17 protein-coding genes and 1 pseudogene are annotated in these 23,200 nt (G+C 70.8%); 7 read left to right on the top strand and 11 right to left on the bottom strand.

What is annotated here, in order from left to right:
* Positions 1 to 25: 25 nt before the first annotated feature.
* The 3 genes from ACWD4G_RS42340 to ACWD4G_RS42330 all read right to left on the bottom strand — a co-directional run bounded on the left by ACWD4G_RS42340 (position 26) and on the right by ACWD4G_RS42330 (position 5,653).
* Positions 26 to 3,727 (bottom strand): LamG-like jellyroll fold domain-containing protein, encoded by a 3,702-nt coding sequence (locus ACWD4G_RS42340; RefSeq protein WP_451303467.1) that lies wholly within the window; start codon positions 3,725 to 3,727, stop codon positions 26 to 28.
* A 364-nt stretch (positions 3,728 to 4,091) separates the two neighbouring features.
* Positions 4,092 to 4,952: an endonuclease/exonuclease/phosphatase family protein gene (locus ACWD4G_RS42335; RefSeq protein WP_451303465.1), complete on the bottom strand. Its 861-nt coding sequence runs from the start codon at positions 4,950 to 4,952 to the stop codon at positions 4,092 to 4,094.
* 215 nt (positions 4,953 to 5,167) lie between these two features.
* Entirely contained in the window at positions 5,168 to 5,653 is a 486-nt protein-coding gene (locus ACWD4G_RS42330) for a nucleoside 2-deoxyribosyltransferase domain-containing protein (RefSeq protein WP_451303463.1), read from the bottom strand.
* A gap of 628 nt (positions 5,654 to 6,281) precedes the next feature.
* Here ACWD4G_RS42330 and ACWD4G_RS42325 point away from each other — a divergent pair.
* On the top strand, positions 6,282 to 6,815 hold the full coding sequence (locus tag ACWD4G_RS42325; RefSeq protein ID WP_451303479.1) for a kinase: 534 nt from the start codon (positions 6,282 to 6,284) through the stop codon (positions 6,813 to 6,815).
* Between the two features lie 134 nt (positions 6,816 to 6,949).
* Here ACWD4G_RS42325 and ACWD4G_RS42320 read toward each other — a convergent pair whose 3' ends face one another.
* Positions 6,950 to 7,606 (bottom strand): TetR/AcrR family transcriptional regulator, encoded by a 657-nt coding sequence (locus tag ACWD4G_RS42320; RefSeq protein WP_451303461.1) that lies wholly within the window; start codon positions 7,604 to 7,606, stop codon positions 6,950 to 6,952.
* Between the two features lie 193 nt (positions 7,607 to 7,799).
* Between ACWD4G_RS42320 and ACWD4G_RS42315 the strand changes: the two genes are divergently transcribed.
* The 4 genes from ACWD4G_RS42315 (at position 7,800) to ACWD4G_RS42300 (ending at position 9,745) form a co-directional block, all read left to right on the top strand.
* Positions 7,800 to 8,570 (top strand): NADPH-dependent F420 reductase, encoded by a 771-nt coding sequence (locus tag ACWD4G_RS42315; protein ID WP_451303459.1) that lies wholly within the window; start codon positions 7,800 to 7,802, stop codon positions 8,568 to 8,570.
* Positions 8,571 to 8,635: 65 nt separating this feature from the next.
* The gene (locus ACWD4G_RS42310; protein WP_451303457.1) at positions 8,636 to 8,839 is read left to right on the top strand and encodes a peptidase inhibitor family I36 protein; all 204 of its coding nucleotides are present in this window, start codon (positions 8,636 to 8,638) and stop codon (positions 8,837 to 8,839) included.
* Positions 8,840 to 9,171: 332 nt separating this feature from the next.
* Positions 9,172 to 9,501, top strand: coding sequence for a hypothetical protein (locus tag ACWD4G_RS42305; RefSeq protein ID WP_451303455.1), 330 nt, complete (start codon positions 9,172 to 9,174; stop codon positions 9,499 to 9,501).
* Positions 9,502 to 9,610: 109 nt separating this feature from the next.
* Entirely contained in the window at positions 9,611 to 9,745 is a 135-nt protein-coding gene (locus ACWD4G_RS42300) for a hypothetical protein (RefSeq protein WP_451303453.1), read from the top strand.
* A gap of 517 nt (positions 9,746 to 10,262) precedes the next feature.
* Here ACWD4G_RS42300 and ACWD4G_RS42295 read toward each other — a convergent pair.
* The 5 genes and pseudogenes from ACWD4G_RS42295 to ACWD4G_RS42275 all read right to left on the bottom strand — a co-directional run bounded on the left by ACWD4G_RS42295 (position 10,263) and on the right by ACWD4G_RS42275 (position 16,111).
* Positions 10,263 to 10,979, bottom strand: coding sequence for a response regulator (locus ACWD4G_RS42295; protein ID WP_451303477.1), 717 nt, complete (start codon positions 10,977 to 10,979; stop codon positions 10,263 to 10,265).
* 225 nt (positions 10,980 to 11,204) lie between these two features.
* Positions 11,205 to 12,635: pseudogene (locus tag ACWD4G_RS42290) on the bottom strand (SAV_2336 N-terminal domain-related protein); the annotation flags it as partial.
* Between the two features lie 4 nt (positions 12,636 to 12,639).
* The gene (locus ACWD4G_RS42285) at positions 12,640 to 13,635 is read right to left on the bottom strand and encodes an AAA family ATPase (protein WP_451303451.1); all 996 of its coding nucleotides are present in this window, start codon (positions 13,633 to 13,635) and stop codon (positions 12,640 to 12,642) included.
* Positions 13,632 to 15,797, bottom strand: coding sequence for a VMAP-C domain-containing protein (locus tag ACWD4G_RS42280; RefSeq protein WP_451303449.1), 2,166 nt, complete (start codon positions 15,795 to 15,797; stop codon positions 13,632 to 13,634). The genes ACWD4G_RS42285 and ACWD4G_RS42280 overlap by 4 nt, the downstream gene beginning before the upstream one ends.
* A complete protein-coding gene (locus ACWD4G_RS42275) occupies positions 15,797 to 16,111 on the bottom strand; it encodes a trypco2 family protein (protein WP_451303447.1) in 315 nt (104 codons plus the stop codon). Before ACWD4G_RS42275 ends, ACWD4G_RS42280 begins: the two co-directional genes overlap by 1 nt.
* Positions 16,112 to 17,187: 1,076 nt before the next feature.
* Between ACWD4G_RS42275 and ACWD4G_RS42270 the strand changes: the two genes are divergently transcribed.
* The gene (locus ACWD4G_RS42270) at positions 17,188 to 19,377 is read left to right on the top strand and encodes a glycoside hydrolase family 36 protein (protein WP_451303445.1); all 2,190 of its coding nucleotides are present in this window, start codon (positions 17,188 to 17,190) and stop codon (positions 19,375 to 19,377) included.
* A gap of 123 nt (positions 19,378 to 19,500) precedes the next feature.
* On the opposite strand, the gene ACWD4G_RS42265 is transcribed toward ACWD4G_RS42270, so the two are convergent.
* Complete coding sequence (locus ACWD4G_RS42265) at positions 19,501 to 19,887, bottom strand: hypothetical protein (RefSeq protein ID WP_451303443.1); 387 nt, start codon at positions 19,885 to 19,887, stop codon at positions 19,501 to 19,503.
* 67 nt (positions 19,888 to 19,954) lie between these two features.
* A complete protein-coding gene (locus ACWD4G_RS42260; RefSeq protein WP_451303441.1) occupies positions 19,955 to 20,716 on the bottom strand; it encodes a hypothetical protein in 762 nt (253 codons plus the stop codon).
* A gap of 1,178 nt (positions 20,717 to 21,894) precedes the next feature.
* On the opposite strand from ACWD4G_RS42260, the gene ACWD4G_RS42255 reads away from it, so the two are divergent.
* Positions 21,895 to 23,199 (top strand): hypothetical protein, encoded by a 1,305-nt coding sequence (locus tag ACWD4G_RS42255; RefSeq protein WP_451303439.1) that lies wholly within the window; start codon positions 21,895 to 21,897, stop codon positions 23,197 to 23,199.
* Position 23,200: the final 1 nt, after the last annotated feature.

The following is a 23,200-nucleotide window of genomic DNA, read 5'->3' as shown; positions in this document are numbered from 1 at the left end:
CCGCGTGCCGCCCCGCCCCTTCGGTTCAGTCGCCGACGGTCTCGTCCACCTGATCCGAGCCGGCCATCGCACCCGCCCACAGCCGGACCTCGGCGACCCGCCCCGGCAGGTAGTACTGCCAGGCGCTGCTGTTGAAGCCCTTGCCGACGGCGAAATCACCCGAGCCGATCTTCGCGGTGAACGCCTTGTCGTCCCCGTTGCGCACGGCACCGACATACAGGCCGATCGTGCCGTCCTGGGCGTTGAAGACGCCGGTCATCCGGACCATGCCGTCCACCACCGCGGCCTCCTCCGAGGCCACCGCGCTGAACGTGCCGTCGGAGTTGAGCCGACCGAAGCGCCAGAAGCCCACCGGAACGGTCTTCTCCTCCAGCGTCTCCTCGTCCAGCACGGTCTCCTTGGCCGTCAGCTCGTACCAGAAGCCCCACGCGGAGCCGTCCGACGTACGCTGACCGACCACCTGGCCGATGTAACCGACGCTCTTGTCCTTGAGCGCGTCACCGTCCAGGCCTGCCAGGACGGTCACCGTGAACGATCCGGTGTCGTCCACGACCGGCCCGGCCACCGTCGCCGCGTCGTCCACACCGTCCAGCACGATCGCCTCACCGTCCAGCGCCGCACCGCCGGCCAGCGTCAGCGAGCGGCCGTAACCGGACGTGGTGTCCGCGACGGTGGTGCCGGAACCCCGGTCCGCCGACCAGTCCGCGACCAGTTCCACACCCGCGTACGTCTGCGACGTCAGCTGCCGCGCCTCGTCCGCGATCTCCTCCGCGGACAGGGCCCGCTGCCACACGGTGGGTTCGTCGATGCTGCCCTTGAAGTAGTCCACGTAGGTGTCGCCGTACAGCAGGCGACCGATCTGGAACGCGCCGTCGGCGTGCCAGGCGGTCCCGGCGTCGGTCGACGCCTGGAGCGTGCCGTTCACATACAGGTGGATCTTCTTGTCGACGGAGTCATGGACACCGGTGACGTACGTCCACACGCCCTTGGGCATCGCGTTCGGTACCGCCGCCTCGTGGACGGCACCGCTCTTGTCCAGGACCCGCATGCTCCACGTGCTGCCGTAGGAAAGGATGAACGGGCTGTACTTCTTGGCGAACGGGCTCGTCGTCGCCGGGGACTGGCTCAGCGCGGTGACGGTCTTCGTGGACGACTGGTCCACCCGCACCCAGGCGCCGATCGTGTACGACTGCGACGTGTCAAGGACGGTGCCGGCCGTGGCCGCGTACCCCGTGCTGCCGTCGAGCGCCAGTCCCTTGTCCGTGACCGGAGTCGCCAGCGGCTGGTCCTCCGCGTCCCGGGTGACCAGGCCCCGACGGCCGCGATCGTCCCGGGCCGCACCGCCGGTCAGGGTCGCGTTGTCCGAGCCGTCCCAGGTGGCGACATCCACCGCCGCGCCGTCGGCCTCGGCGAACTGCCACCGGCCGACCGGCTTCTCACCGTCGGCGACCAGGAAGTCGACGACGGACTGCGCGCCGTACCGGCCGATGCCGTCCTTGGCCCGCACGTACAGGCGGTACGTGGCCGCCTTCGTCGGCGTGATGGGCACCGACACCGAGGAGCCCTTCTGGTCGGCCGACCACGAGGCCGTCGACGACAGCTTGTACTGGTAGGCGACGTTGGTGTCACCGGTGGCGGGCGCGAACGTGAATGTGCCCTTCACCCCCGGCCCTCCGTGCGCGGTGCAGTCGTTGGTGGTGCACGCCGTGTACGGGGAGCCGACGGTGACCGTCGGTGCCTTGGGCGCGGTGGAGTCCACCTTGAAGTAGCACCAGCCGGTGGTGGAGGCGTTCGACGGACCGGCCAGCAGGCTGTCGCCGTCGTTGTAGTACGACCGGGTCCAGGCGCGGTACCGGTAGAGAGCGCCGTCCGTGAGGGTGGACCACGACAGGTTCACCTTGGTGTTGTCACCGACATAGCCGCTGGAGGGGCGCTCGTCGCCGTTGCCCGGCGTGACGTCTCCCCAACTGCTGCCGCTCTTGCGGTCGAGGTCGTAGGCGATGCGCAGCTGGGCGTCCTTCTCACCGCCGGCCATGGTCTGCGCGGTCGCGGTCAGGGTCGGGGTGGGGTCGGAGACGACCGCCGGGTCGCTCTCGTCGGTCTCGCAGACCGTGCCGGAACCGGTGACCAGACCGATCGCGCTCGGCTTGGCGGGCAGGCCCACGAACTTCACGGCGAGGACGGCGTCGTTCTTGAACCGCTTCCACGCCGCGGTGTCCGTCTCGTCGTGCGCCTTGATCTCCAGCGTCAGCCGGGAGAACTTGCCCGCCGCGAAGTTCGAGACGGTCGAGGTCAGGTTCTCGTTCGTCTCCTCCGGGTTGTCGTTGAACTCGATCGGCGCGTCCGGGGAGTCCGGGTCGCACAGCGAACCACGGCCCGCCGAGACATGCCGGTCCACCATCAGGTCCAGCTCCTTCGGGCGCGAGGACCAGGTCGTGGCGGAGGAGATGTTGTTCGTCCGGACCAGGTCCACCCAGCGCGGGTCACACTGGAACGCCCACGGCTCCGTCACCCGGAACGTCGCGTCCAGGACCTTCTTGCCCTTCAGGCTGGCGGGCGAGAACTCGAAGTACAGCTTCTGCACATACCCCGGACCGCAGTAGTAGCCGTTCCAGGTACCGCACTTGCCCGCGCCCCTGCCCTGGTCGTCGTCGCCGTTGCCCCAGCCGTACGACTCATAGCCGTCGCTGCGCAGCAGGGTGCGCTCCGACTCGCCCCAGGTCACCGTCGGGTCGATGAACAGCGGGAACGCGTCGGTGTCCGTCGTGGTGAGCATCGCCGTGTCGGGGACGATGGACAGCGTGTCCTCGGTGACCGCCACGTCCATCCGGACGACCTTGTCGCCCTGGCCCGGCTCCACGCCCGCAACGGCGGAGGCGACCTCGGCGGAGGCGGCGGTCGGCGCGTCCTCCGCGAGGGCCTGCGCCGTCATCAGCTGGGTCCGCGTACCGGAGTTCTCGTTACCGGAAGTCTCGTCGGCCTCCGTGGCCTCTGTGGCTTCTGTGGCGTCTGTGGCTTCTGATGCCTCTACGGACGCCTCGCCCGCCGAGTCCCACATCCGTGCCGGCGGCGCCCGGAACACCGTCCGACCACTCGCGTCAACGGCCGTCAGATTCCCGGCCGCGCCCTCGACGACCTCCAGCCCGCGGGCCTTCAGCCCGAAGGTCAGTTTCTTCAACTCCTCGTTCGCCGCCGCCTCAGGCGTCTTCACCACGAACACCGGCTGGAAACTCTCCGGCGTCGCCGTGACCTGAAGATCGACACCCGGCAGGACCTCCGCGTACACCGCACGCGTACCGTCCAGCTCCGGCTCCGGCAGATTCCCCGGCCACCGCAGCTCCAGCGACTTGCCCGCATCCTCTATCGACGCCAGCGGCGTGTTCTCACCACCCGGCGAGAACGCGATCTCCACCGCCGCGGCGCTGGGACCCACCGAACCGTCCGAACGCTTCACCAACGTCGCGTCCGGCGCCTGCCACCCACCACCCGGCTTCGGTACCCGCACCGGAACCACCGACTGCTCCAACGTGAACGTGAAGCCGTCGGGGTTCGCGAAGACCGTCGACCGGTCCGTGCGCTCCCCGACCACCTCCACACGCTCCCCCGATTCGGCAGCCTGCTCCAGCGCACGCTGCCCCTCGGTCAGAGCGACGGAATCCGACTCCGCGGACGACGCGGAAGCATGCTGAGCGGGTGGTACCAGGACCGCCAGCAGAGCGGCAGCCACAACTGACGCGGCCCTCTTCTTGCGGTGTGGATCATGGCCATGACAAGCGAATGCATGTCTGCCGGACAAGTTCAATCGCACCGAACCACGCCCCCGTCACGTGATCTTCAAGTTGTGTGCACATTCAAGCCCCGGCCTCATCCTCCGTCAAGCAATAATCACCACGCATCAGACGCCCCGGACGCTTCCAACTGGACCGACAACTCACCTACGGGGTAGGCGAGTTGTCCGTCCGGGCGATGGAGTGACGTGGCGGAACCCGGAGACCCCGCTCGACATCGACGCCAGCAGCGTGAAATGCATTCTTGTCGTGCGGGGCTCGGAGGCTTGGACGCCGTCATGCGGACGGGTTCTCGGCCGGCCGCTACCTGTATGCCCACACGTTGTCGGTGTTCACGCGTTCGAGGTCGATGCGTACGACCAGGCCGTGATGGTCCGAGGCGCCCGCGGGGGTGTCCAGGAGCCGGTAGTCGACGACCGTGTCGCGCAGCGGCGCCGACACCCACAGCTGGTCGATCCGGTCATCGGTCCCGGTCTTGCGCAGCAACTCCTTGTCGCCGCGCTCCTCGTACAGCTTCCACGCCGCGTCGACGAAGCCCGTGTACGCGAGCATCTCCGTCACCCGCCGGTCGGGCACCAGCTGCCCGCCGACCTCGGACGGCAGCCTGGTGCGGGCCGACTTGTTGTACGGCCGCATCGCCGCGTAGTCGGGGGAGGGGTTCGCCGGATCGGCGGGCGGATAGTTCAGGTCGCCGGCCACGATGCCGTACGGCCCGTACCGCAGCGCGCGGGTCGCGATGAGCTTCGCCTCGTCGCGCGCCTTGTCGGCGACGAACGGGTTCAGGTGCACGCCGGCGATGGCGAGCGGGGCGGGCAGCCCGACGTCGAACACCGCGACGCCGAAGCCGTGCAGCGTCTCCTGCGCGAAGTCGGTGTTCCAGTGGCTCCAGTAGCCGAGCGTCTCCTTGCGGTAGAGCACTGCCGGCGGGTAGCCGGAGCTGGACGGCGGGATCGGCAGCGTGTCCATGTCCAGGTCCCGCATGGCCCGTCCGAGCTGCCGGTGGCCGTACTTGTCCCAGTCGACCGCCTCCTGGACCAGCACCAGGTCCGGTTCCCCCGCGCCCAGAATCCGCTCCACCAGCTGCGGCCAGCGGTCCTCCGGGTCCCCGGAGCCGTTGCGCAGTCCTCCGTGCCCCAGGTTCTGGACCACGATCGTCAGCTCCATGTGCCGCCCTCCCCGTACCGTCGCGTATCCCTCACCGCAGCCACCCGACACCCTGCCCACCGACCTATCGCCCCAAGCGAGTTGCGGGAACGGAGGGAAGACACACCGAACACCGCGGGCCATGGGTTGGTCGCCATGGCGGGCCACACCCTGCCACTGTCGGGCCGGCGCTGTACGCGGGCGGTCTGGACAGAGAGCCGGAGGACGTGCAGAGCTCAGCGCGCCTCTTTGACGGGACGGCGCACCGGCGGGGCCGCGGCTTGCACGGCGGCCGCGCGGACTGTCGCCGAAAGGGAGTCGAGCACGGTGAGGTCGGGTCGGGCCCGCGCGAGTTGGGCGACGATGTCGCGTCGGCGCTCGTATTGAGGATGCGCGCCGACCACGAGCGTGGTCCCGCGTGCGGCATGGAAGCCGAGCTCGTACAGCACGACCGGCTGGACCGTCTCCGCGCAGAACCAGACGAGGATCACATCGGCCCGCTGCAGCGCGGCGTACTCCCAGCCGACCTGGTCGTCGTGCGCCCGGGGGTCGTCCTGCGGGAACGAGGACCGGCGCGGGTTGAGGACGGTCGCCTCGCAGCCGAGGTCCTCCAGTTGCCGGACCGCGTCGCGCTGCCAGTCGGGGCATCCCGTGATGCCACCGGCGAGGAACAGCGCGGTTCCTGAACTCTCGAACTCGCCCGGGGCTTCGACGTACTTCATGCCGTGGCCGTTCGGTGCGCGGGGCACGCGGCCGCGTCGAAGGTCGCACCCGGCGCGAGCCTCCGGTACGTCCAGCTGTCCGGGAGCCGTGGGACTCCGTCGGCGTCCAGTTCGACTGGCACGCTTGCGCACTTGGGAAGCGGGAAGCTCATGGCCGCAGCGTACGGAGTAGGTGATCGCGTGTGTAGCCCCCGCCGGTCAGTCAGCGCCGGCGCTTGAGGCGCCACGGGCAGCGGGACGTCGGCCGCCGAACCGCGCCGCGTCATCGAGTCGGTCGAGGGCGGACTCGTCGGCGGGGCCGAGGACGAGCCGGTCCGCCAGGACTTGGCGGATGATCGCTACGGCGTCGCCGAGGGGCTGATCGATGTTGAACTGCTTGCGCAGGAACTCCGGTGCCCGGCCGATGTCGTACGCCGGTGGCCGTCCTTGAACGCCACCGGCTTGCCCCGGCAGCCCGGCCCGGGTCGATGTCGTCCTCCTGGCCCGCTGACGCGGTCAACACCTCGTTGACGAATCGCCCCCTTCGGCCTGGCAGTGACGGGAAGAAGCCACCCGCCCGGGCGGCGAAGTAGGCTCCGACCCGGAACGCTCCGGCGCTCACCGGCCATCCCTTAACGTGACCGTCGTGATGGTGGGTACCGAAGAAACCCGGCTGGTCGTGGTCCGCGGCAACAGCGCCTCAGGGAAGTCGTCCGTTGCGGCCGGCCTGCGCGAGCGGTTCGGCCGCGGCCTGGCCCTGGTGGGCCAGGACAACCTCCGCCGTATCGTGCTCCGGGAGCGCGACCGGCCCGGCGCGGCGAACATCGGCCTGATCGACCTGACCGCCCGCTACGCCCTGGACGCGGGGTTCCACGTCGTGGTCGAAGGCATCCTCTACGCCGACCGCTACGGCGACATGCTCACACAGCTGCGCGCCGACCACCGGGGCCCGACCCATGGCTACTACCTGGACGTGCCGTTCGGCGAAACCCTCACCCGGCACGCCACCAAGCCGATCGCCGACGACGTCAACGAGACGCAGCTGCGCGACTGGTACCGGGAGCGCGATCTGCTGCCCGGCGGCATCGAGACCATCATCGGCGCCGACAGCGCCCTGCACGAGACCGTCGACCGCATCATGAACGACACCGGCCTGACCCACCTGCCCGCCGTGGACCGCTGACCCGGGCACTGCCGCGACAGATGGCGCGCCTACATGCCGTCACAGCCGCCCCGGCCCCGCCCCGACCACGAGTCCGACCACAGGTACGGCCGCGCCGCGCCCACCTCCGGCCACGGCTGGTCAGCACGCTACGTCTACCGAAACACACGTCCGCTCCGGTCCGCGTGGGTCGCGGGCTCGGGCAGGGGTTCGGTGTTGCGGCTGCTGAGGCCGTCGAGGGAGATGCGCAGGAGGCGGCGCCACTGGCCCGGGTGGCTGTCGCCGGTCGTCAGGACGGCCTGACTCAGGGTGCCGCTGAGCAGGACCAGATCAGCGGTGGTGACGTCGGGGCGCAGGAGGCCGGCACTCATGCAACGGGTGCGCAGTTCGTCGATGAAGGAGTGGCAACGCTGGGCGCATGAGCTGGTGGGGCCACCGGTGGTGGCGTAGCTCTCGACGACGGCGCGGTTGCGAGCCTGCGTGGTGAGTATCTGCTCGAAGAACCCGGTCAGGGCCTGCCAGGGGTCCTCGGTGGCTGTGGCCTGCTGGTGGGCGGCGGTGAGCCAGGAGGTGAACTGCTGTTCAAGGACGGTGGTGAGCAGGTCGTCCTTGGTCGGGAAGTGGCGGTAGAGCGTGCCCATGCCGACGCCGCTGCGCCGGGCGATCTCACGGACGTCGACGGTGCCGCCCTGCTCGGCGAAGACGGCGCCGGCCGCCTCGATGATCGCGGCGTGGTTGCGCTCGGCATCGGCACGGCGGCCGCGCTTGGCGGGCTGCCCGGGTGCGGGGGGCGGCTGGTCGGCGAGGGTCACGGCAATCAGGGTACAGCGCACTCCAGCATTGCGGAGCGCTTGCTCCGGTTGTGCTACGTTCAAGGGGAGCGCGTGCTCCGGTTTGGTGATGCGGGAGGCTCTGGCCTTCGCCCGCATGTTCCCGCCTGAGCCCTGCTCCCGGTCCAGAACCACCGGCGGACGGCGCGGTCCGCGAGATGAGGAGACCCCTTCCATGGCAACGCTTGGCTTCATCGGCAGCGGCAGCATCGGCACGAAGATCGCCCGGCTCGCGATCGCGGCGGGCGTGGATGTCGTCCTGTCCAACTCCCGTGGTCCCGAGACCCTGGCGGAGACGGTGGCGGACCTCGGCGAGCGAGCCCGCGCCGCGACACCCGAGGAGGCGGCCCGGGCGGGCGACTGGGTGGTGGTGAGCATTCCGCTGGCCGCCTACCGGGCGCTTCCCGTCGCCGCGCTGGCGGGCAAGGTCGTGCTCGACACGATCAACTACTACCCGTTCCGCGACGGGCACTTCGAGGTCCTCGACTCGGGCAAGGCCACCACCAGCGAACTCGTCCAGGAACACCTGGCCGGCGCGAAGCTCGTCAAGGCGTTCAACAACATCAGCGACTTCCACATCCCTGCACTGGCCCGCCCCGCAGGCGCCCCCGACCGCACCGCCCTGCCCATCGCCGGCGACGACCCTCAAGCCAAGGTGGCTGCCGCCGACCTGATCAGCCGACTGGGCTTCCACAGCGTCGACGCCGGCCCCCTGACCGAAAGCTGGCGCTTCGAACCGGAGACCGACCCCTACGTGGTGCCGTACTCGTCCGCCCCCGACGCTGTGAAGGCCTTCATGGCGCAGATGGGCGAAGACCTCCGCTCCGGGATTCCGCCGCAGACGCCGCCTCCGGTCGACCCGGGCACCCCGCTGTCCGCGGCACGACTGCGCACCCTCCTCGCCGAGACCTCCCGCAAGCTCACCGCCGACCGCGTGGTGGCCTGACCCCTCGATGAGCGCGGCCGGTCCGCCGCACTGGCGCTCGGGCCGAGCACGGGCCTGGTCTCACGGTGCGGCAGCTCTCGACCGCCGACAGCCAGGCCGTGCTGGACAACGATGCCAGCTCGATGGTCAATGAATCGAGCTACAGCATCTACCTCTACGACAAGCGCAACTGCTCCGGCGCACACGGCTATCGCGCGAGGCCCAAGAGTGAGGAATCGGACTTCACGGACAACGGCTGGGACAACAAGACAAGTTCCGTCAAGTCGTAATTCGCGGAGACTCGCAATGCGTTGAATTCGCACAGAACGGCGAGGGTGTGTGGTGGCCGTCTCGGCGGTCGGGTGTGCCACGTCGTTGTCGCAGTCGTCGTCGGCCGGGGCGGCCCGAACCTCGCGGCTGTGCCGCTGCCTGGTGCCGAGGCACGTGAGATCTCTCTCCCCTTTGACGCGTACAACATCTCGCCGGCCGAGGCGATGAGAATCGACAGCGCCGAGGACACCCTCGTCGGTGATTGCATGCGTGCCCGGGGCTTGAGTTGGACGGTGGTTCCGCGTCCCGACGAAGTCGATGTCGAACCGCCCAACCGCCGCCGCTACGGTTCGTGGAGCCCGCCATCGCCAAGCTCTTCGGCTATCACGTCCCGCGGGACAGACCTTCTGTGGCCCGCCGCGACGCAGAACTCGCCGCTCGACAGCGGACGCTCTCCCCCGAGGAACAGCGCACCGCGTACGGAGAGAACACGCAAGGAGGCCCCGGGGGGTGTCTGAAGAAGGCGCGAGCGCAGGTGATGGAGGGGGCGCCCGAAATCGATGTCGCTCTCTTCAACAGGCAGATCAAGGAAGCCTTCGACGCATCCCAGCAGAACGAAGAAGTGAGAAAAGCCTTCCGTTCCTGGAGCGACTGCATGACGGAATCGGGATTCCGTTTATAACGATCCCCTGGCTGCCGTCGGCGATGACCGGTGGGCGACGGGAAAGCCCTCCGCCGAGGAGTTCCGCGCGGCAGAAGCAGATGTGCGTTGCAAGAAGGAAACGGGTCTGGTGACGATCTGGATGGCGGCGGAGGATCACATCCAGAATGATGTGATCCGCAGTCACCCTCGGCAATTCCAGGCCCTGAAGGCACACAAGGACGTTCAGCTTGAGGCCGCCGCCCGCATTCTCGACCGAGGCTGACACACAACTCGGCGACGCCTCGAAGCGCGGCTCGTACTCAGCGCCGATCCACAGCGCGAGGTTCATCGTCGGCAAGCCTGCCGAGAAGAACCGTGCACCTGCCCCGTAACCAGAGAAACGCGACCAATGCCTTCGGCTTATGGCGCAGGCCTTGGGCAACTCAAGCCGCGTGCCGAGAGGCGGGAGTCGACCGCAGAACGGGGAACCGCCGGCGGTACGGCCGGGACCCCGCCACGATCAGCCGCGAGATACGCCGCAACCACGACCCGCGCACCGGCAAGTACCACCCCTTCCAGGCCCAGCGGCGAGCTGCCGTGCACCGCGCCCGCTCAAAGGAGGGGAAAGCCGAGCGCTTCGCGACCCTCTCACCCAAACCTTCGCCGACCTGCCCGCCGAACTCGCCCCCTCGCCGGCAGAATCCGCCCCGCCCGAACCGGTCCCACGGGCAGCGAACCAGGAGTGCTGTTCCGGGTTTCGGACGGCCGCGAGTCGATCACGTACGGCGGCCGGGCCCCCTTCACTCGTCTCGATGTCGTGGTGAGTGCAGGGAAGCCGGGGTGGGCGGGCCACCAGGTTCTTCCTGCCGCTCCAACGCGCCCTGCAGCACCTGGCGCAGGCTCCTGACCGCGCGTTCCAGGCGGGCGGCCGTGGTCCTCACCGTCGCGCGCGGCGCCTGTGCCTGGAGCTGTCCGGTCAGGTCGTGTGCCTGCGTCTCGGCGTCGGACAACAGGGTGGACAGCTGTGCCGGCAGATCGATCGCGGTCGTGGTGCGCAACGAGGCCGCCTGTTCGCGCAGTTGCACGTTCTGCTGGTGCAGCCTGACGAAGACGGACACCTTGGCGCGCAGCACCCAGGGATCGTACGGCCGCGACACATGGTCCACGGCACCGGCCGCATACCCTCGGAAGGTGGCATGGGGACCCATCGCGTACGCGCTGACGAAAATGATCGGGGTGTCGCGGGTCCGCAAACGGCTCTTGATGAGTGCGGCAGTCTCGAAGCCGTCCATTCCCGACATCTGGGTGGCGAGGAGAACGAGGGCGAATTCGTCGTTGATCAGCGCCTTGAGCGCTTGCTCCCCCGACGAGGCGCGGACGAGTGTCTGGTCGAGCGCGGACAGGTGGGCCTCCAGCGCCAGCAGGTTCTCCGGCTGGTCGTCGACCAGAAGGATCTTGTGCTTCGTGTCCGCCGCAGAGGACGGTGCGGGGGCCCTGGTGTCCGTCGGCTGCGCCACAGGTGGCTGTGGCCAGGCCCGTTCCCGGGATTCCGGGGGTCCCGGAGCCGGGGGAGGCCGGTCGGCGGGCCGGGCGTCGAGGTGCGTACCGACGCCGAGGCGTTTCAGCAGCCGCTCCTCCAGTTGGGCGAAGGACCGGTCGGGTGCGCCGACGGCGGCGGCGCCGGCCGGGTGCGCCACCCAGGCGGTGAAGCTCGGTGAGTGCCGGACACACGCTGCCAGGCGGTCGGCGATCAATCGTGTGGTGCGCAGCAACTCCCGGGCGGGGAGCGTGCCGAGGAGGATACGCCGTGCGTCGTCGGAGAAGTCGAAGAACTCCGGCTGCGGCAACCGGCCGGTGGTGTCCCCGGCGGAGTTCTGCATGAGGCCGCCGAGAAAGACCTCCACAAGGTGCCCGGTGTCCGTCGGCGGGCCCAGGGCCTCCTGCACCATGCGCATGACGGGCGGAGTGACGGGCGCCACGGCCGCGAGATGGGCGGCGAGCCGATACGCCTCCGGGCTGGCCGCGCCACGGAAGCGCAGGACGGCGTCGGCGTCCGGACCCTGCCGGGTCTCGGCGTGCCGGGGCTGGGTGACGGACCGCCCGATGTCCCACAGCGGCAGCACCGCGGCCGCGCTCGGTGAGGCGACCAGCCGGGCCCAGTCGCCGACGGCGGCCGGTGTGGGTTCGAGCACCGGGACGGGGACGGAGTCGAAGCCGACCAGATCCGCCGGCAGTCTCGGGTCGGTGACGTGCCAGGCGGTGGTGGGACCGCCCCTGCGGACACTGGTGACGTGCCACGGCCGAGTCGTGATGCCCGAGTTCGCCCAGAGCCGGGCGGGCAGCGCCTGCAGGATCGCCGTGGGTTGCCGTCGGGCCCACAGGGCCGCCGCCTCGCTCATCCGGCCGTCCCACCAGGCGTCGCCGACGCCATCGCTGACCACGAGGACAAGGGTGCCGCCGGTGGGGTCGCAGAGAGCGGCCGGCGGAAGGTAGGGACCTTGCTGCCGAAAGGGACGGTTGCTCAGCAACGGGGCATGGGGACCACGGGTGTTCAGTCCGAACACGCGGACGTCGCGGAAGGCCCCGGCCCGTTCCATCAGCGAGCGGACCTCGGAGGCCAGACGCTTCCACAGGACCATGGACACGCCGTCGTCGATCAGCAGGGCGAGGGAGAGCCAGCGACTACGGGCGGGACTCGTCACGGTCTCGGGCAGACCCGTCTCTGCCATGGCGTCCACCGTCCGTGCCACGTCCAGTTCCTGACGGCGCCGATCGGGGAGCCGCTGCCGCAGCGGCCGTAACGCCTTGCCGAGCGTGAGGTGACGGCTGGGCAGGACATGGGGGCCCGGGGCGCGTACGGCGTGCGCCCGGTGCGGAGCCGGCTCCGGACTGCCGCTTCCCTTCCCCCGCGGGGCCGCGTACAGGGGGAACAGACGGTGCGCGGCGGCGTCCGGCGACGGGTGCGCGCCGCGCCGCGCGGGATCGTCCGCGCCGGGGGCCTGGGGCTCACCCTGCTCGGCGGCCTGCCGTGAGGGGGCGGCCGGGGCCGGACGCCGCGCCAACGGGGCGACGTCGCCCGGCAGGTTCCTGGCCAGCCACAGGACGTCGAGGAGTTCCTCGTCAAAGAGGTCGACGCCGCTCCTGGCCAGGATCTCTCTCAGACGTCTGACCATGCCCTCATACCGCCCCGCCGAGCTGGTGCAGAACGGCGTCGAGCAGTCGGCCGGCGTCCAGATCGATGCCGCCCTTGCGCAGGAAGACCGCGTTGAGGAGCTGATCGGTCGCGAGTTCTCCGGGCGCGCGGCGGCCGAGGAACTCCTCCAGCAGGTCGTCGATGTCGTGGAGCGCATCGTGGCCGAGATGCGCGGCGACGATGTCCCGCAGCCGCTCCTCGTCGGGCTCGGGCAGGTCGAGACGGACGCACCGTCGGAGGAACGCGGGCGGGAACTCGCGTTCACCGTTGCTGGTGATGACCACGACGGGGAACTCACGGCAGCGGACGCGGCCGCGCACCACCGGGGCCGGCGCGTCCGCGTCGTCGGTCCGGACGTGGACCGTGGAGTGTTCCTCGGGCAGGCGGCTGAGCTCCGGAATCTCGAACTCGCCCTCCTCGAACACGGTGAGCAGGTCGTTGGGCAGATCGACATCCCCCTTGTCCAGCTCGTCGATGAGCAGGACCCTGGGCCGGTCCCGGGCCAGCAGCGCGTTGCCCAGGGGTCCGAGCCGGACGTACTGGCCGATGCCGGGTTCGGAGCCGTCCGTGTCCCGGCGGAGGTTCGCTTCCCGCAGTCGGCCGATCGCGTCGTAGTGGTAGAGGGCGTCCTGCAGAGTCGAACGGCTGTTCACCGGCCAGTGCAGGACGCGGCCGAGGGCGAGTTCGTGGGCGATCGCGTGAGCCAGGGAGGACTTCCCGGTACCGGGGTGCCCCGTGACCAGCAGAGGCCGGCGCAGATGGAGGGCGGCGTTGACGATGTCCGCGTCGTCGGGATCGATCAGATACGGGCGGGGGCATTCGGGCCGCGAACCGTCGGGCTCCTCCGGGTGGATGCGGCGCCATGGAGGGGCGGGCGGGAAGGCGACCGCGCGGGGTGCTCCATCGCCCCGGAAGAGCCGCCAGTCCCCGTCGCCGGACGGGGCGGGGCGGTCGGTGGCGGCGGACTCTGCGGCGGTCATGACGCGTGGGCTCCTTCTGGGGGGTCCTGCAGGGTCAGCGATTCGGGCCGCGGTCGCCGGCCGTGCTCCTCCCATACGAGCGCGGGGCGGGCCGGGAGCGTCTCCGGCTCGTCGAACGCCGTCCCGCGGAAGACGCGGACCCGCTCGGGCAGATCGCCGAGCGGGCCGGTGGGGTCCAGCTGCCGCAGCCCGTCCGCGTCCGTCGGACAGTCGGCCCGCCGGTCCCAGAGGACGACCGGGACGCCGAGCGCCAGGCAGAGTTCGAGCAGCGCGTCCCGCTGCTCCGGGGAACCGTGGAGCACGACCTGGGTGGCGTCACGGTGCGTGGTCTGCAGCAGCCGTCTGAGCCGTGGCCGGGTGACACGTTCGTCGTCGACCACCAAAGGGGCCGCGTGTCCGCTTTCCCAGCGCCGCCGGTGCTCGCGCTCTCTGCCGCGCACCAGGTCGCTCATCTCCGGGCAGCTCAGGGTGATGCAGAACTCGGCGCCGATCGGCTGGTCGGGCACGAACGCGTTGGGCGCCCCGGGATTCCACTCGTCGATGGGCAGATGGAGGCTGTCGCGGGTCACCAGGACCGTCGCGTGGGGCGCGGCCGTCGGGCCCAGCTCGTCCGCGACGACCTCGACGGCGTCGCGCACTCGCCGGGCCACTTCCTCGGGAGTCCTCGGCGCGCTCTCCGCTTCGTGGAGGGGGGTGTGCGTGCCGTCGGCGCGTGCGAGCAGGATGCGGCAGTAGTAGCCCTCGCGCGGTTCGGTCCGCGCGCGGGAGACTTCGACGACGACGCGGGAGAAGGGGGGCGACTGCCGGGCGGCCCAGCGGCCGGCGTCGGTGCGGCGCTCGGCGAGCGCCGCCGGATGGATGCCGGTCCGGGCGGCCACCCGATCGGACCAGCCGCGCAGCTCCGCGCCCGCCTCCCTGCCCAGGGCGGCGGCCACGCATTCGACCAGGCGGAGCAGGGCCGGTACGGGCGGTGTGCCGTCCGGTACGCGCTCACTGTCGGAGACGGACTCCAAGTGCTCGACGACGTGTTCGAGGTCGTCGGGGCAGAGATGCGTGCGGTTCAACGGGTCGGGCAGCCAGGCGTAGCGCAGGGCCTCGCGGGCGGCGCGCGGTATCAGCGTGGGCTGCTCCTTGCAGACGCCGCGGAGCAGTTCCAGTAAGTGCTCGCACTCGTCCAGGGACAGGAGCAGGCACAGTCCGCCGGCACGGGCGCGGCTGAGGACGTCCGTCAGGCGGGTGCGCTCGTCCTCGCCGGTGAGGGCCGGGGCCAGGGTGCTGCTCAGGGAGGGCAGGGCGCGGGGATGGGCCGCCACGAGTGCCGCGAGGTCGGGCATGGTCGGTTCATGGCTGTCGGGGACGGTGTATCCGAGTCGCCGTGCGAGGGCGCCTGCATGTGCCGCGTAGGTGATCCGGCCGCCGAGCACCGACCACAGGAGCCGCTCGGTCTCCTGCTCGGCCGGGCTGCGTTCCGCCGCGGGCCGGGCCGTCGGGAGGGCGGCGCCGATCTCGGTCAGGCGGGGTGGACCGTCGGCGTACAGCCCGAGGAGTGCACCGAAGCGGTCGTCCTGGACGAAGCGATGCGCCGGGAGGGCCCGCAGGCGGCGGTTGCCGTAGGACCGGTCGTCGCGAATCACCACGCCCACCAGGTGGTCCTCGCAGAACACCGCGGTTCCCGAGGCGCCTCCCCAGGCCTTGCGGCCGTCGTCGCGGAGGTCGGGTGCGGGCTCCTGGTCGAGCACGTAGAGGCCGCGAGCCCCGGAGGACAGCGGAGGCAGGATGCCTCGGAGGTGTTCGGCGCCACGACCGTCCTCCGCGGATGCCAGCGGAAAGCCCAGCCCCTCGTAGCGCAGCGGGGCCGTGCCCACCGGATGGCCCCAGCGAACCGACCCCGGTACGTCGATCTCGTCGTGGGTGAGCAGCAGGGCCACGTCCAGGTCCTGCGGATGGCTCCAGATCAGCTCCGCTCCGGTGCGTAGCGTCTCACCGCGGCCCGGGTGTCCCACCCTGACCTGGATCTCCTCCCAGTACGAGCCGCTTTCGCCGTCCCGGAGGATGTGTGCGGCGGTGAGCACCAGCCGGGGTGCGACGAGATAGCCGGAGCCGACGCGATGGCGCAGCCGCGTGGTCCCGCTGCGGATCAGCACCAGTCTGTGCGGGTCCATCATTCCTCGTCCCAGGACCCGGTTTCGGTGTCGCTGATCTCGGGACTGGAGCCGCCGCGGGCCCGGTCCCGGACCGACAGCCTCAGCGTCAGTCTGTGCGTGCGGACGGTCGAGTGCTCACCGCCCGCGCCGACGGCAGCCACACCGAAGCTGACCTTGCCGTCCCCCTTGCCGCTGTTGCGCAGCTCCAGCTGCAACTCCAGTTCGGCCTCCTCGATGCCGAACGCGAATTGCTGGTCCGCCCCCAGGTCCTGCGCCCGATAGAGCTCCTGCCGCAGTTCCTCGATCGCCGCGGCAAGACCGATCCCCGCCATCCGCACCCCCAACGCGCACTGTGCCTGTGGACTAGTCTGCCAAGGCTTTGGGGCCCGGCGCCCGGGCTTCGGGGGAACAGGCGCGTCGGAGTGCGAGTCCGGGGGGTGATCGGAGCGCGTTTCCGGCGGGTGAGAGGGGTGGCGAGGAAGCGGGTGGCGGCGATCAAGAACACGCGGCGTCGCCCCGAGGCAAACCGCCCTTGAGGCTCCAGCCATCATGAGTCCATGAACGCGGGGCGTGTCCCCTTCGCAGAAGTCGGCGGGTGGCGGCCTTCGCGTCCGCGATGGCCACCGGGCCGGGGAAGCCGACCGTGTGCTTGAACCCGTTACGGAGGCTCCGCCAACGCGGTCGCCCGCGACGACCGGGTGCCCTTCGGCGGCTTCCATCACAGAACCTGGGCGACGAGGTGAGCACCAAGTACCACTGGGACGCCGGCCACGGAGCGGACGACGACCCGGGCGAGTTCGTCGAGTGGGTCGCCCGGTGGCCGGTCACCGGAGCGTCATGAGGCAGGCGCAGCCGTGGCGGGCAGGGAGTGCGCCCGAGCGAAGCGCATTTCCCCACCTCATGGCCAGTGCGCCCGTCCATGAGGTGGCGTGGCGCCCAAGACGGCAAGGAGGTGCGGGTATGACGAGTGGGGGCACATGCCCGGTGGTAGGAGAGTAAACGATTACCCACCCTCTACCTGGAGATGCCCTCCAGGGCTCAGGCTGCGCGCGCAAAGTCCGTGTGTCCTCATGCCGGGTCCCGTGGACCAGGGTCGGGCCGGCCCTCATGCGCTCCATTTCCTCGACGACGATACGGCGACCCGCCCGCGCTGGTTGCCGTATCGCGCGCGCGGACGGCCGGAGACCATCTCCTCGGCGTGCCCCTCCCGGCCGACGAGCGCACCACGCGAGGTGCTGAGCAGCACACCGTCGCGGCGGACGAGCGCGAGCCGGCCATCTTGCGACAGTCGGAAAGCGGAGGATAGCGTGATGGATTGGATGGTAAACGTTTGCTACCCCGGGCTTCCCGCTTCCCCCTTCCCTGCTTCCCCGCACCTCTCCTTCCACTCCACGGCTGGAGCCGCACCATGTCCCTCACCTGTCTGCGCTGGGGAACCGACGAACTGTCGCTTCTCATATCCCTCGACCCGGACGCCTGTCCGAGACTGCTCGCCATGGGCGAGGCGGCCGGTCTGCCCGATCCCGAGCGCGAGCCTGATCTCTGCGGGCGGCTCGCGGGCCGGGCGCTGCCTCTGGTCGAGGTCCAGACCGCGGGTGGCGGACGCCTGGGCACGTCGGGCAAGCGACACGTGGACGGCGCGCTCTCCCGGGCCCTGCGCTGCGTCGGCCACGCCGAGGAGGGGGACGAGGACGACGGTGTCCGTACCTTGAGCGTCCGGATGGCCGACGCGACGACCGGGCTGTGCGTGACCGCCGTGTACCGGCTGCGCCCAGGAGTGCCCGTGCTGCACACCGAGGCGCACGTCGAGAACACCGGCGGGGCCCCTGCGACCCTGGAGTACGTCTCGTCCTTCGTGCTCTCCAACCTGGCCCGGTGTCTCCCGGCGGGCGAGCGCTGGGAGGACGCTCTGTCGCTGTGGCTGGCCGCGAACCCCTGGAGCGGGGAATTCCGCTGGTCGCGGGCCACGCTTGCCGAACGGGGTCTGTACGACGTCGGTATGGTCGCGTTCGGCCAGACAGGCTCGAAGAACCGCGTCGCCGTGACCAGTACCGGCTCCTGGTCGTCGTCGGAGTTCCTGCCGATGGGGTGTCTGGAGGAACCCGCGACCGGCCGTGCCCTGCTGTGGCAGATCGAGCACAACGGCTCCTGGCACGCCGAACTCGGCGACCGCTTCGACGACGTGTACCTCACCCTGTCCGGCCCCACCGACCGCGAACACCAGTGGCGCCGCCGCCTCGACCCCGGCGCCACCTTCCGCACGGTCCCGGCCGCGGTGGCCGCCGTGCCGCACGGCGGACTTCAGGCGGCGGTCGCCGCGCTGACCGCGCACCGGCGTGCCACCCGACGCCCGCATCCCGACCTCGACCGGCTGCCCGTCGTCTTCAACGACTTCATGAACAGCCTGATGGGCGAGCCCAGCACCGAGGCGCTGCTGCCCCTGGTCGACGCGGCCGCGAGGGCGGGCGCCGAGGTGTTCTGCGTCGACGCGGGCTGGTACGACGCCGAACCGCCCGGCGCGGTCGGCCCGGGCGGGGTGCCCGGGTGGTGGGACGCGGTGGGGGAGTGGGAGGAATCGCGGTCGCGCTTCCCCGGCGGGCTGCGTGAGGTGACCGACCGGATTCGCGCGGCGGGAATGGTACCGGGGCTGTGGCTGGAGCCGGAGGTCGTCGGAGTGCGCAGCGCGCTCGCCTCCGCACTGCCCGACGAGGCCTTCTTCCGCCGGGGCGGTGTCCGCCTCGCCGAGTGGGGCCGCAACCATCTCGACCTGCGGCACCCCGCCGCCCGCGCGCACCTCGACGGGGTCGTGGACCGGCTGGTGCGCGACTACGGCGTCGGCTACATCAAGCTGGACTACAACATCGACATCGGTGCGGGCACCGACGGGCCCGACGGCACCGACAGCCCCGGCGACGGCCTGCTCGGCCACAACCGCGCCTACCTCGACTGGCTCGACGGGGTCCTCGACCGCCACCCCGGCCTGGTCCTGGAGAGCTGCGCGGCCGGCGGCAGCCGCACCGACCACGCGATCCTCTCCCGGCTGCCCATCCACTCGGTCACCGACCAGCAGGACTTCCGGCTGATCCCCGCCGTCGCCGCCGCCGCGCCCACCGCGGTCACGCCCGAACAGGGCGCGATCTGGGCCTACCCGCAGCCGGAGCACACCGACGCCGAACTCGGCGTGGTGCTGGTGTCGGCCATGCTCGGGCGGGTCCATCTCAGTGGCCGCCCCGACCTGCTGAGCAGCGACCGGATGGCGCTGGTGTCCGAGGCGCTGGCCACGTACAAGACCTACCGCCACCTGCTGCCCACCGCCCGCCCGTCCTGGCCGTTGGGCCTGCCGGGCTGGCGTGACGGCCGGCTCGCCCTCGCGCTCACGGCCGAGGACGGTACGACCCTGCTGGCGGTGTGGCGCCGCGCGGGGGCGCCCGAGACGGTGACGGTCCCGTTCGTCGCCGACGGCCGGCCCCGGGTGCTGTTCGAGGCGGGGAAGCAGGGCACGAGCCTGGAGTGGGACGAGTGCGGTCGCGCGCTGCGGGTGGGCCTGCCGGCCGAGGGGTCCGCGGTCCTGATCGTTGCCGACCCCGAGGGCCGCTGACCGTTCTCGGCGTCGAGACACATGAAGGCCCCGCGGTCCCGGGCGGTACCCGGGGCCGCGGGGCCGTTCGCCGTATCCCCGCGGGCGATCAGCGCTTGCGCAGGACCACGGTGGTGCCCGGCTTCACACACACAGGTCGGTGTTCCCGCCGACCTTCGCGCCGGTCACCAGGTCCGTGGCGGCGCCGAAGCCCTTCGTGGAGAGGGTGTAGCTGCTGTTCGTGGTGGTGTTCATGGCGATCAGGTAGGGGCCGTACTCGCAACGGCAGAAGGAGGCGCGGCCGGCGTACGGGCTCTCGACCCCCGGGTCCCGCTCCGGCACGTCGTCCGGGGCCTTGGCCAGCGGCAGCACCTGGCCGGCGTAGGCCTGAGCCGACCAGCTGCCGGCGCAGCCCCTCGGCGGCGGTCCGGCGGACGTCCTCGGTGGTGAGGGGGTGCGGGCGGAGAGGCCGGTGCAGGGTATGTCCGCACGGGTCAGGGCAGCGGCCAGCGCCTCGTCCGTGAGGGGCATGACCTTCAGCTGGACGTCGTATCCCTCGATGTCGGTGGTCGGATCGGCTCGGGGTTCGTACGGTCGGTCAGGGGCTGCCGATGGGGGACCAGGTTTTTGGTGTGCCGGAGTATGCGTGGACGCTGGAGAGGTCCGCGCTGACGCTGTAGAGGCGGTCCTTGGTCGCGGCGATGGAGCTGATGGGATCACCGATGACGGTCCAGGTCCTCTTGGACCTGTCGTATTCCTGGAGTTTCCCGCTGGTGGGGTCGGTGGCGTAGAGGGTGGTGGGGCCGGTGAAGATCTGGTCGGTCGCGCCGCGCACCTGGTGCCAGATGTGTGGGGTGCCGCTGTACTCGAAGGTGCCCTGGTGGTCGGGGCCGATGCCGTAGAGGTGGCTGCCGGTCGCCGCGAAGTGGCTGCCGGGGCCTCCGATTTCCGTCCAGGTCTTCTTCGAGCGGTTGTACTCCTCGATGTTGCCGGTGCGGCTGTCGGTGGCGTAGAGGGTGGTGGGGCTGGTGAAGATCTGGTCGGTCGCGCCGCGTACCTGGTGCCAGACACCCGGCGTGCCGCTGTACTCCATAGTGCCCAGGGTGCCGATGCCGTAGAGGTGGGTGGCGGTCGCGGCGAAGTGGCTGCCGGGGCCTCCGATTTCCGTCCAGGTCTTCTTGGAGCGGTTGTACTCCTCGATGTTGCCGGTGCGGTTGTCGGTGGCGTAGAGGGTGGTGGGGCTGGTGAAGATCCGCTCGGTTCGTTTGCGGATGACGGTCCAGGAGCCGGCCTTGCCGGTGTATTCCTCGACCTGGGCGTCGGCGGTGATGCGGTAGAGGTGGCTGGAGGTCGCGACCACGATGCCGGCACCACTGGCTCGGGGCTGGGAATCCTTCGGCGCCGACGATGCCGGGGCGGATGACGGCGGGGGTGTGGGCCGGTCTTCCGCCGAGGCCGACGGGCCGGTGGGGGACGGGCTCGCCTCTCCAGGCGTCCAGCTCTGCCGGCCTTGCTCGGGAACATCCGGCGGGGCCGCGGTGTCAGGCCGGCCGTTCGAGTTCTGTATCTGGTTGGCGATGATGAGGACGGCGACCAGGGCCGCGAGTGCCGCCCACTGAGCCGGGGCTCTCCAGCGCTTCAGCCGGCCCGCGCGCGGAACAGAGACAGCCGGTGGGGCAACCTTCCCGGGGCCACCGCGCGGGCTTGAGTCCGATGGGGCCACTGGTGCTTCGTTCGGGGGAGTCCGCGTTGCCTCATCCGGGCGTTGCGATGTGGCGTCGTCCGAGGTCAGCGGTTTGTCCGCGAACATTCCGGGCCTGTCGTCGCGGCCGATCGCCGCGTGAGCCGAAGCCGGAGCCGAAGCTGAAGCCGAAGCCGAAGCCGAAGCCGAAGCCGGAGCCGAAGCCGAAGCCGGAGCCGGAGCCGGAGCCGGAGCCGGAGCCGGAGCCGGAGCGGCAGCTTGATCAGGGCCGGGAGCGGGGCCGCCCTGGGCGAGTTCCGAAGTGGGTGCGGGGCCTGCAGCCGGTGCGGGGCCCGGCGTGGGTGCGGGGCCCGGGGCGGAGGATGCCGCCATGGCGGCGGCGTGGAGGCGGCGTGCCTCCTGGAGTCTGGCGCTTCTGGTGCGGGCGTCGTGAGGGAAGCGGTCCTCGATGATCTGGTTGAGACGGGGCAGCGGAATGATCTTCAATCCGGAGCGGTACTCGCTCCACACGCTCCTGCTCAGCCGGTAACGCTCCTCCAGCCTGCTCACCGTGTCGTGCGCGGTCAGCTCCCGCAGGAACTGCGCGAGAGCGTTCGCCTCCGCGGTGCGGCCCTTCAAGGGCCCCGCAGGGCGCCCCGGCTTGCCCATAACTCCCCCTTTGTCCATCCGGCGTGTTCGCGGAAATTCCCCCAAATTCGCGGTTATCCGGTGTTCCCGCACCGCTGACCTGGACTGATCCCGCTACATCCCGACGAATAATCAGATCAGGTTCCAGCGTGGTGTTCCACCGCTTCCGCCAACCGGCACAGCGGAAACACCACAGCGAAGGGACCACCGTGTACCGAGCGTTCACCCGCCGGCCCAGGCGCCTCGCGGCAGTGACGGGACTGGCCATAGCCGTCGGCCTGGCCGTCGTACCCGCCCAGGCCGACACCAAGCCCGACAGCCAACACCCCTCCACAACCGGGACACTCGCCCGGAACGCCACCCCGGGCGGCCCGGTCACCCGTGAGCTGGTCATCGCCCGCGCCAGGCAGTGGGTCGAACAGGCCGTCCCCTACAGCCAGTCACTCGCGTGGAAGGACGACGCGACCGGCGAGCACTACCGGCAGGACTGCTCCGGGTTCGTCTCCATGGCCTGGCAGCTCAAGGACAGCCTCACGACCCGGACGCTGCCCGACGTCGCGAACAAGCTCCCCGGCTTCTCCCATCTGGAGGCCGGCGACGCCCTCAACTACCCGGCGGCCCACGCCATTTTGTTCGGCGGCTGGACCGACCGGGCCAAGGGCGACTTCGTCTACTACAGCGAGAGCCGCAGCGGCCGGCCGGCCCGCAAGGAGAGCGCCAACATCCACGACAGCCGCATCGCCGGCCACCCCCGCACGCTGTACGTGCCGCTGCGGTACAAGAAGCTCGTCACCCCGCCGGCACCCTCCGCTCCGGCCCCCACCACCCCGGCTCCACCCACCACCCCGGCTCCTGCCCCGACGCCCAGCAAGAGCGCCGCTCCGTCCTCCCCTGCTGTCCCCACCGCACCGGCTCCGGTCTCCCTCACCAAGTCCTCGGCCAAGGGAACCGGAACGAGCTTCGCCGCCACCGCCGGCCGCCTGTACGCCATCTCCCCCGACCGCTCCGCCGTCTACGAGTACACCGGCAAGGGCGACAGGTGGGTGAAGGTCCGTGGCCGCACCGGCCGTATCTACACCAGCGGCAGCACTCTCTACGCCACGGGCCCCCGAGGCGACATCCACCGGTACGACCGCGCCGGTAAGAAGTGGACCCGTATCGGCGGCCCCGGCGCCGAATTCGCCGCCACGAACGGGCGCCTGTACGGGATCAGCCCGGACCGCTCCGCCGTCTACGAGTACTCGGGCAAGGCCGGCAGGTGGCACAAGGTCGGCGGACCCGCCGGCCACCTCTACACCGGCGGCAGCACCCTCTACGCCACGCATCCCCGTAGCGGCGACATCCACCAGTACGACCGCGCCCGCAGGACATGGACCCGCATCGGCGGGCCGGGCGCCGACTTCGCCGCCACCCGCGACCGGCTCTACGGCGCCAGCCCCGACCACAGCGGGGTCTACGCCTACACCGGCACACCGGGCTCCTGGTTCCGCATCGGCGGCCCGCTCGCTCCCTGAC

This window comes from Streptomyces sp. NPDC002643, assembly GCF_053592555.1.
The sequence above is the reverse complement of the archived record's forward strand: the minus strand, read 5'-3'. Positions and strand labels throughout refer to the sequence as shown.

Bases quoted from the DNA above. Each gene is read 5' to 3' on its own strand.
- ACWD4G_RS42280 (WP_451303449.1), bottom strand. From the start codon at position 15,797: ATGGACCCGCACAGACTGGTGCTGATCCGCAGCGGGACCACGCGGCTG.
- ACWD4G_RS42285 (WP_451303451.1), bottom strand. From the start codon at position 13,635: ATGACCGCCGCAGAGTCCGCCGCCACCGACCGCCCCGCCCCGTCCGGC.
- ACWD4G_RS42335 (WP_451303465.1), bottom strand. From the start codon at position 4,952: ATGGAGCTGACGATCGTGGTCCAGAACCTGGGGCACGGAGGACTGCGC.
- ACWD4G_RS42265 (WP_451303443.1), bottom strand. From the start codon at position 19,887: ATGCCCCTCACGGACGAGGCGCTGGCCGCTGCCCTGACCCGTGCGGAC.
- ACWD4G_RS42325 (WP_451303479.1), top strand. From the start codon at position 6,282: ATGGTGGGTACCGAAGAAACCCGGCTGGTCGTGGTCCGCGGCAACAGC.
- ACWD4G_RS42315 (WP_451303459.1), top strand. From the start codon at position 7,800: ATGGCAACGCTTGGCTTCATCGGCAGCGGCAGCATCGGCACGAAGATC.
- ACWD4G_RS42275 (WP_451303447.1), bottom strand. From the start codon at position 16,111: ATGGCGGGGATCGGTCTTGCCGCGGCGATCGAGGAACTGCGGCAGGAG.
- ACWD4G_RS42270 (WP_451303445.1), top strand. From the start codon at position 17,188: ATGTCCCTCACCTGTCTGCGCTGGGGAACCGACGAACTGTCGCTTCTC.
- ACWD4G_RS42330 (WP_451303463.1), bottom strand. From the start codon at position 5,653: ATGAAGTACGTCGAAGCCCCGGGCGAGTTCGAGAGTTCAGGAACCGCG.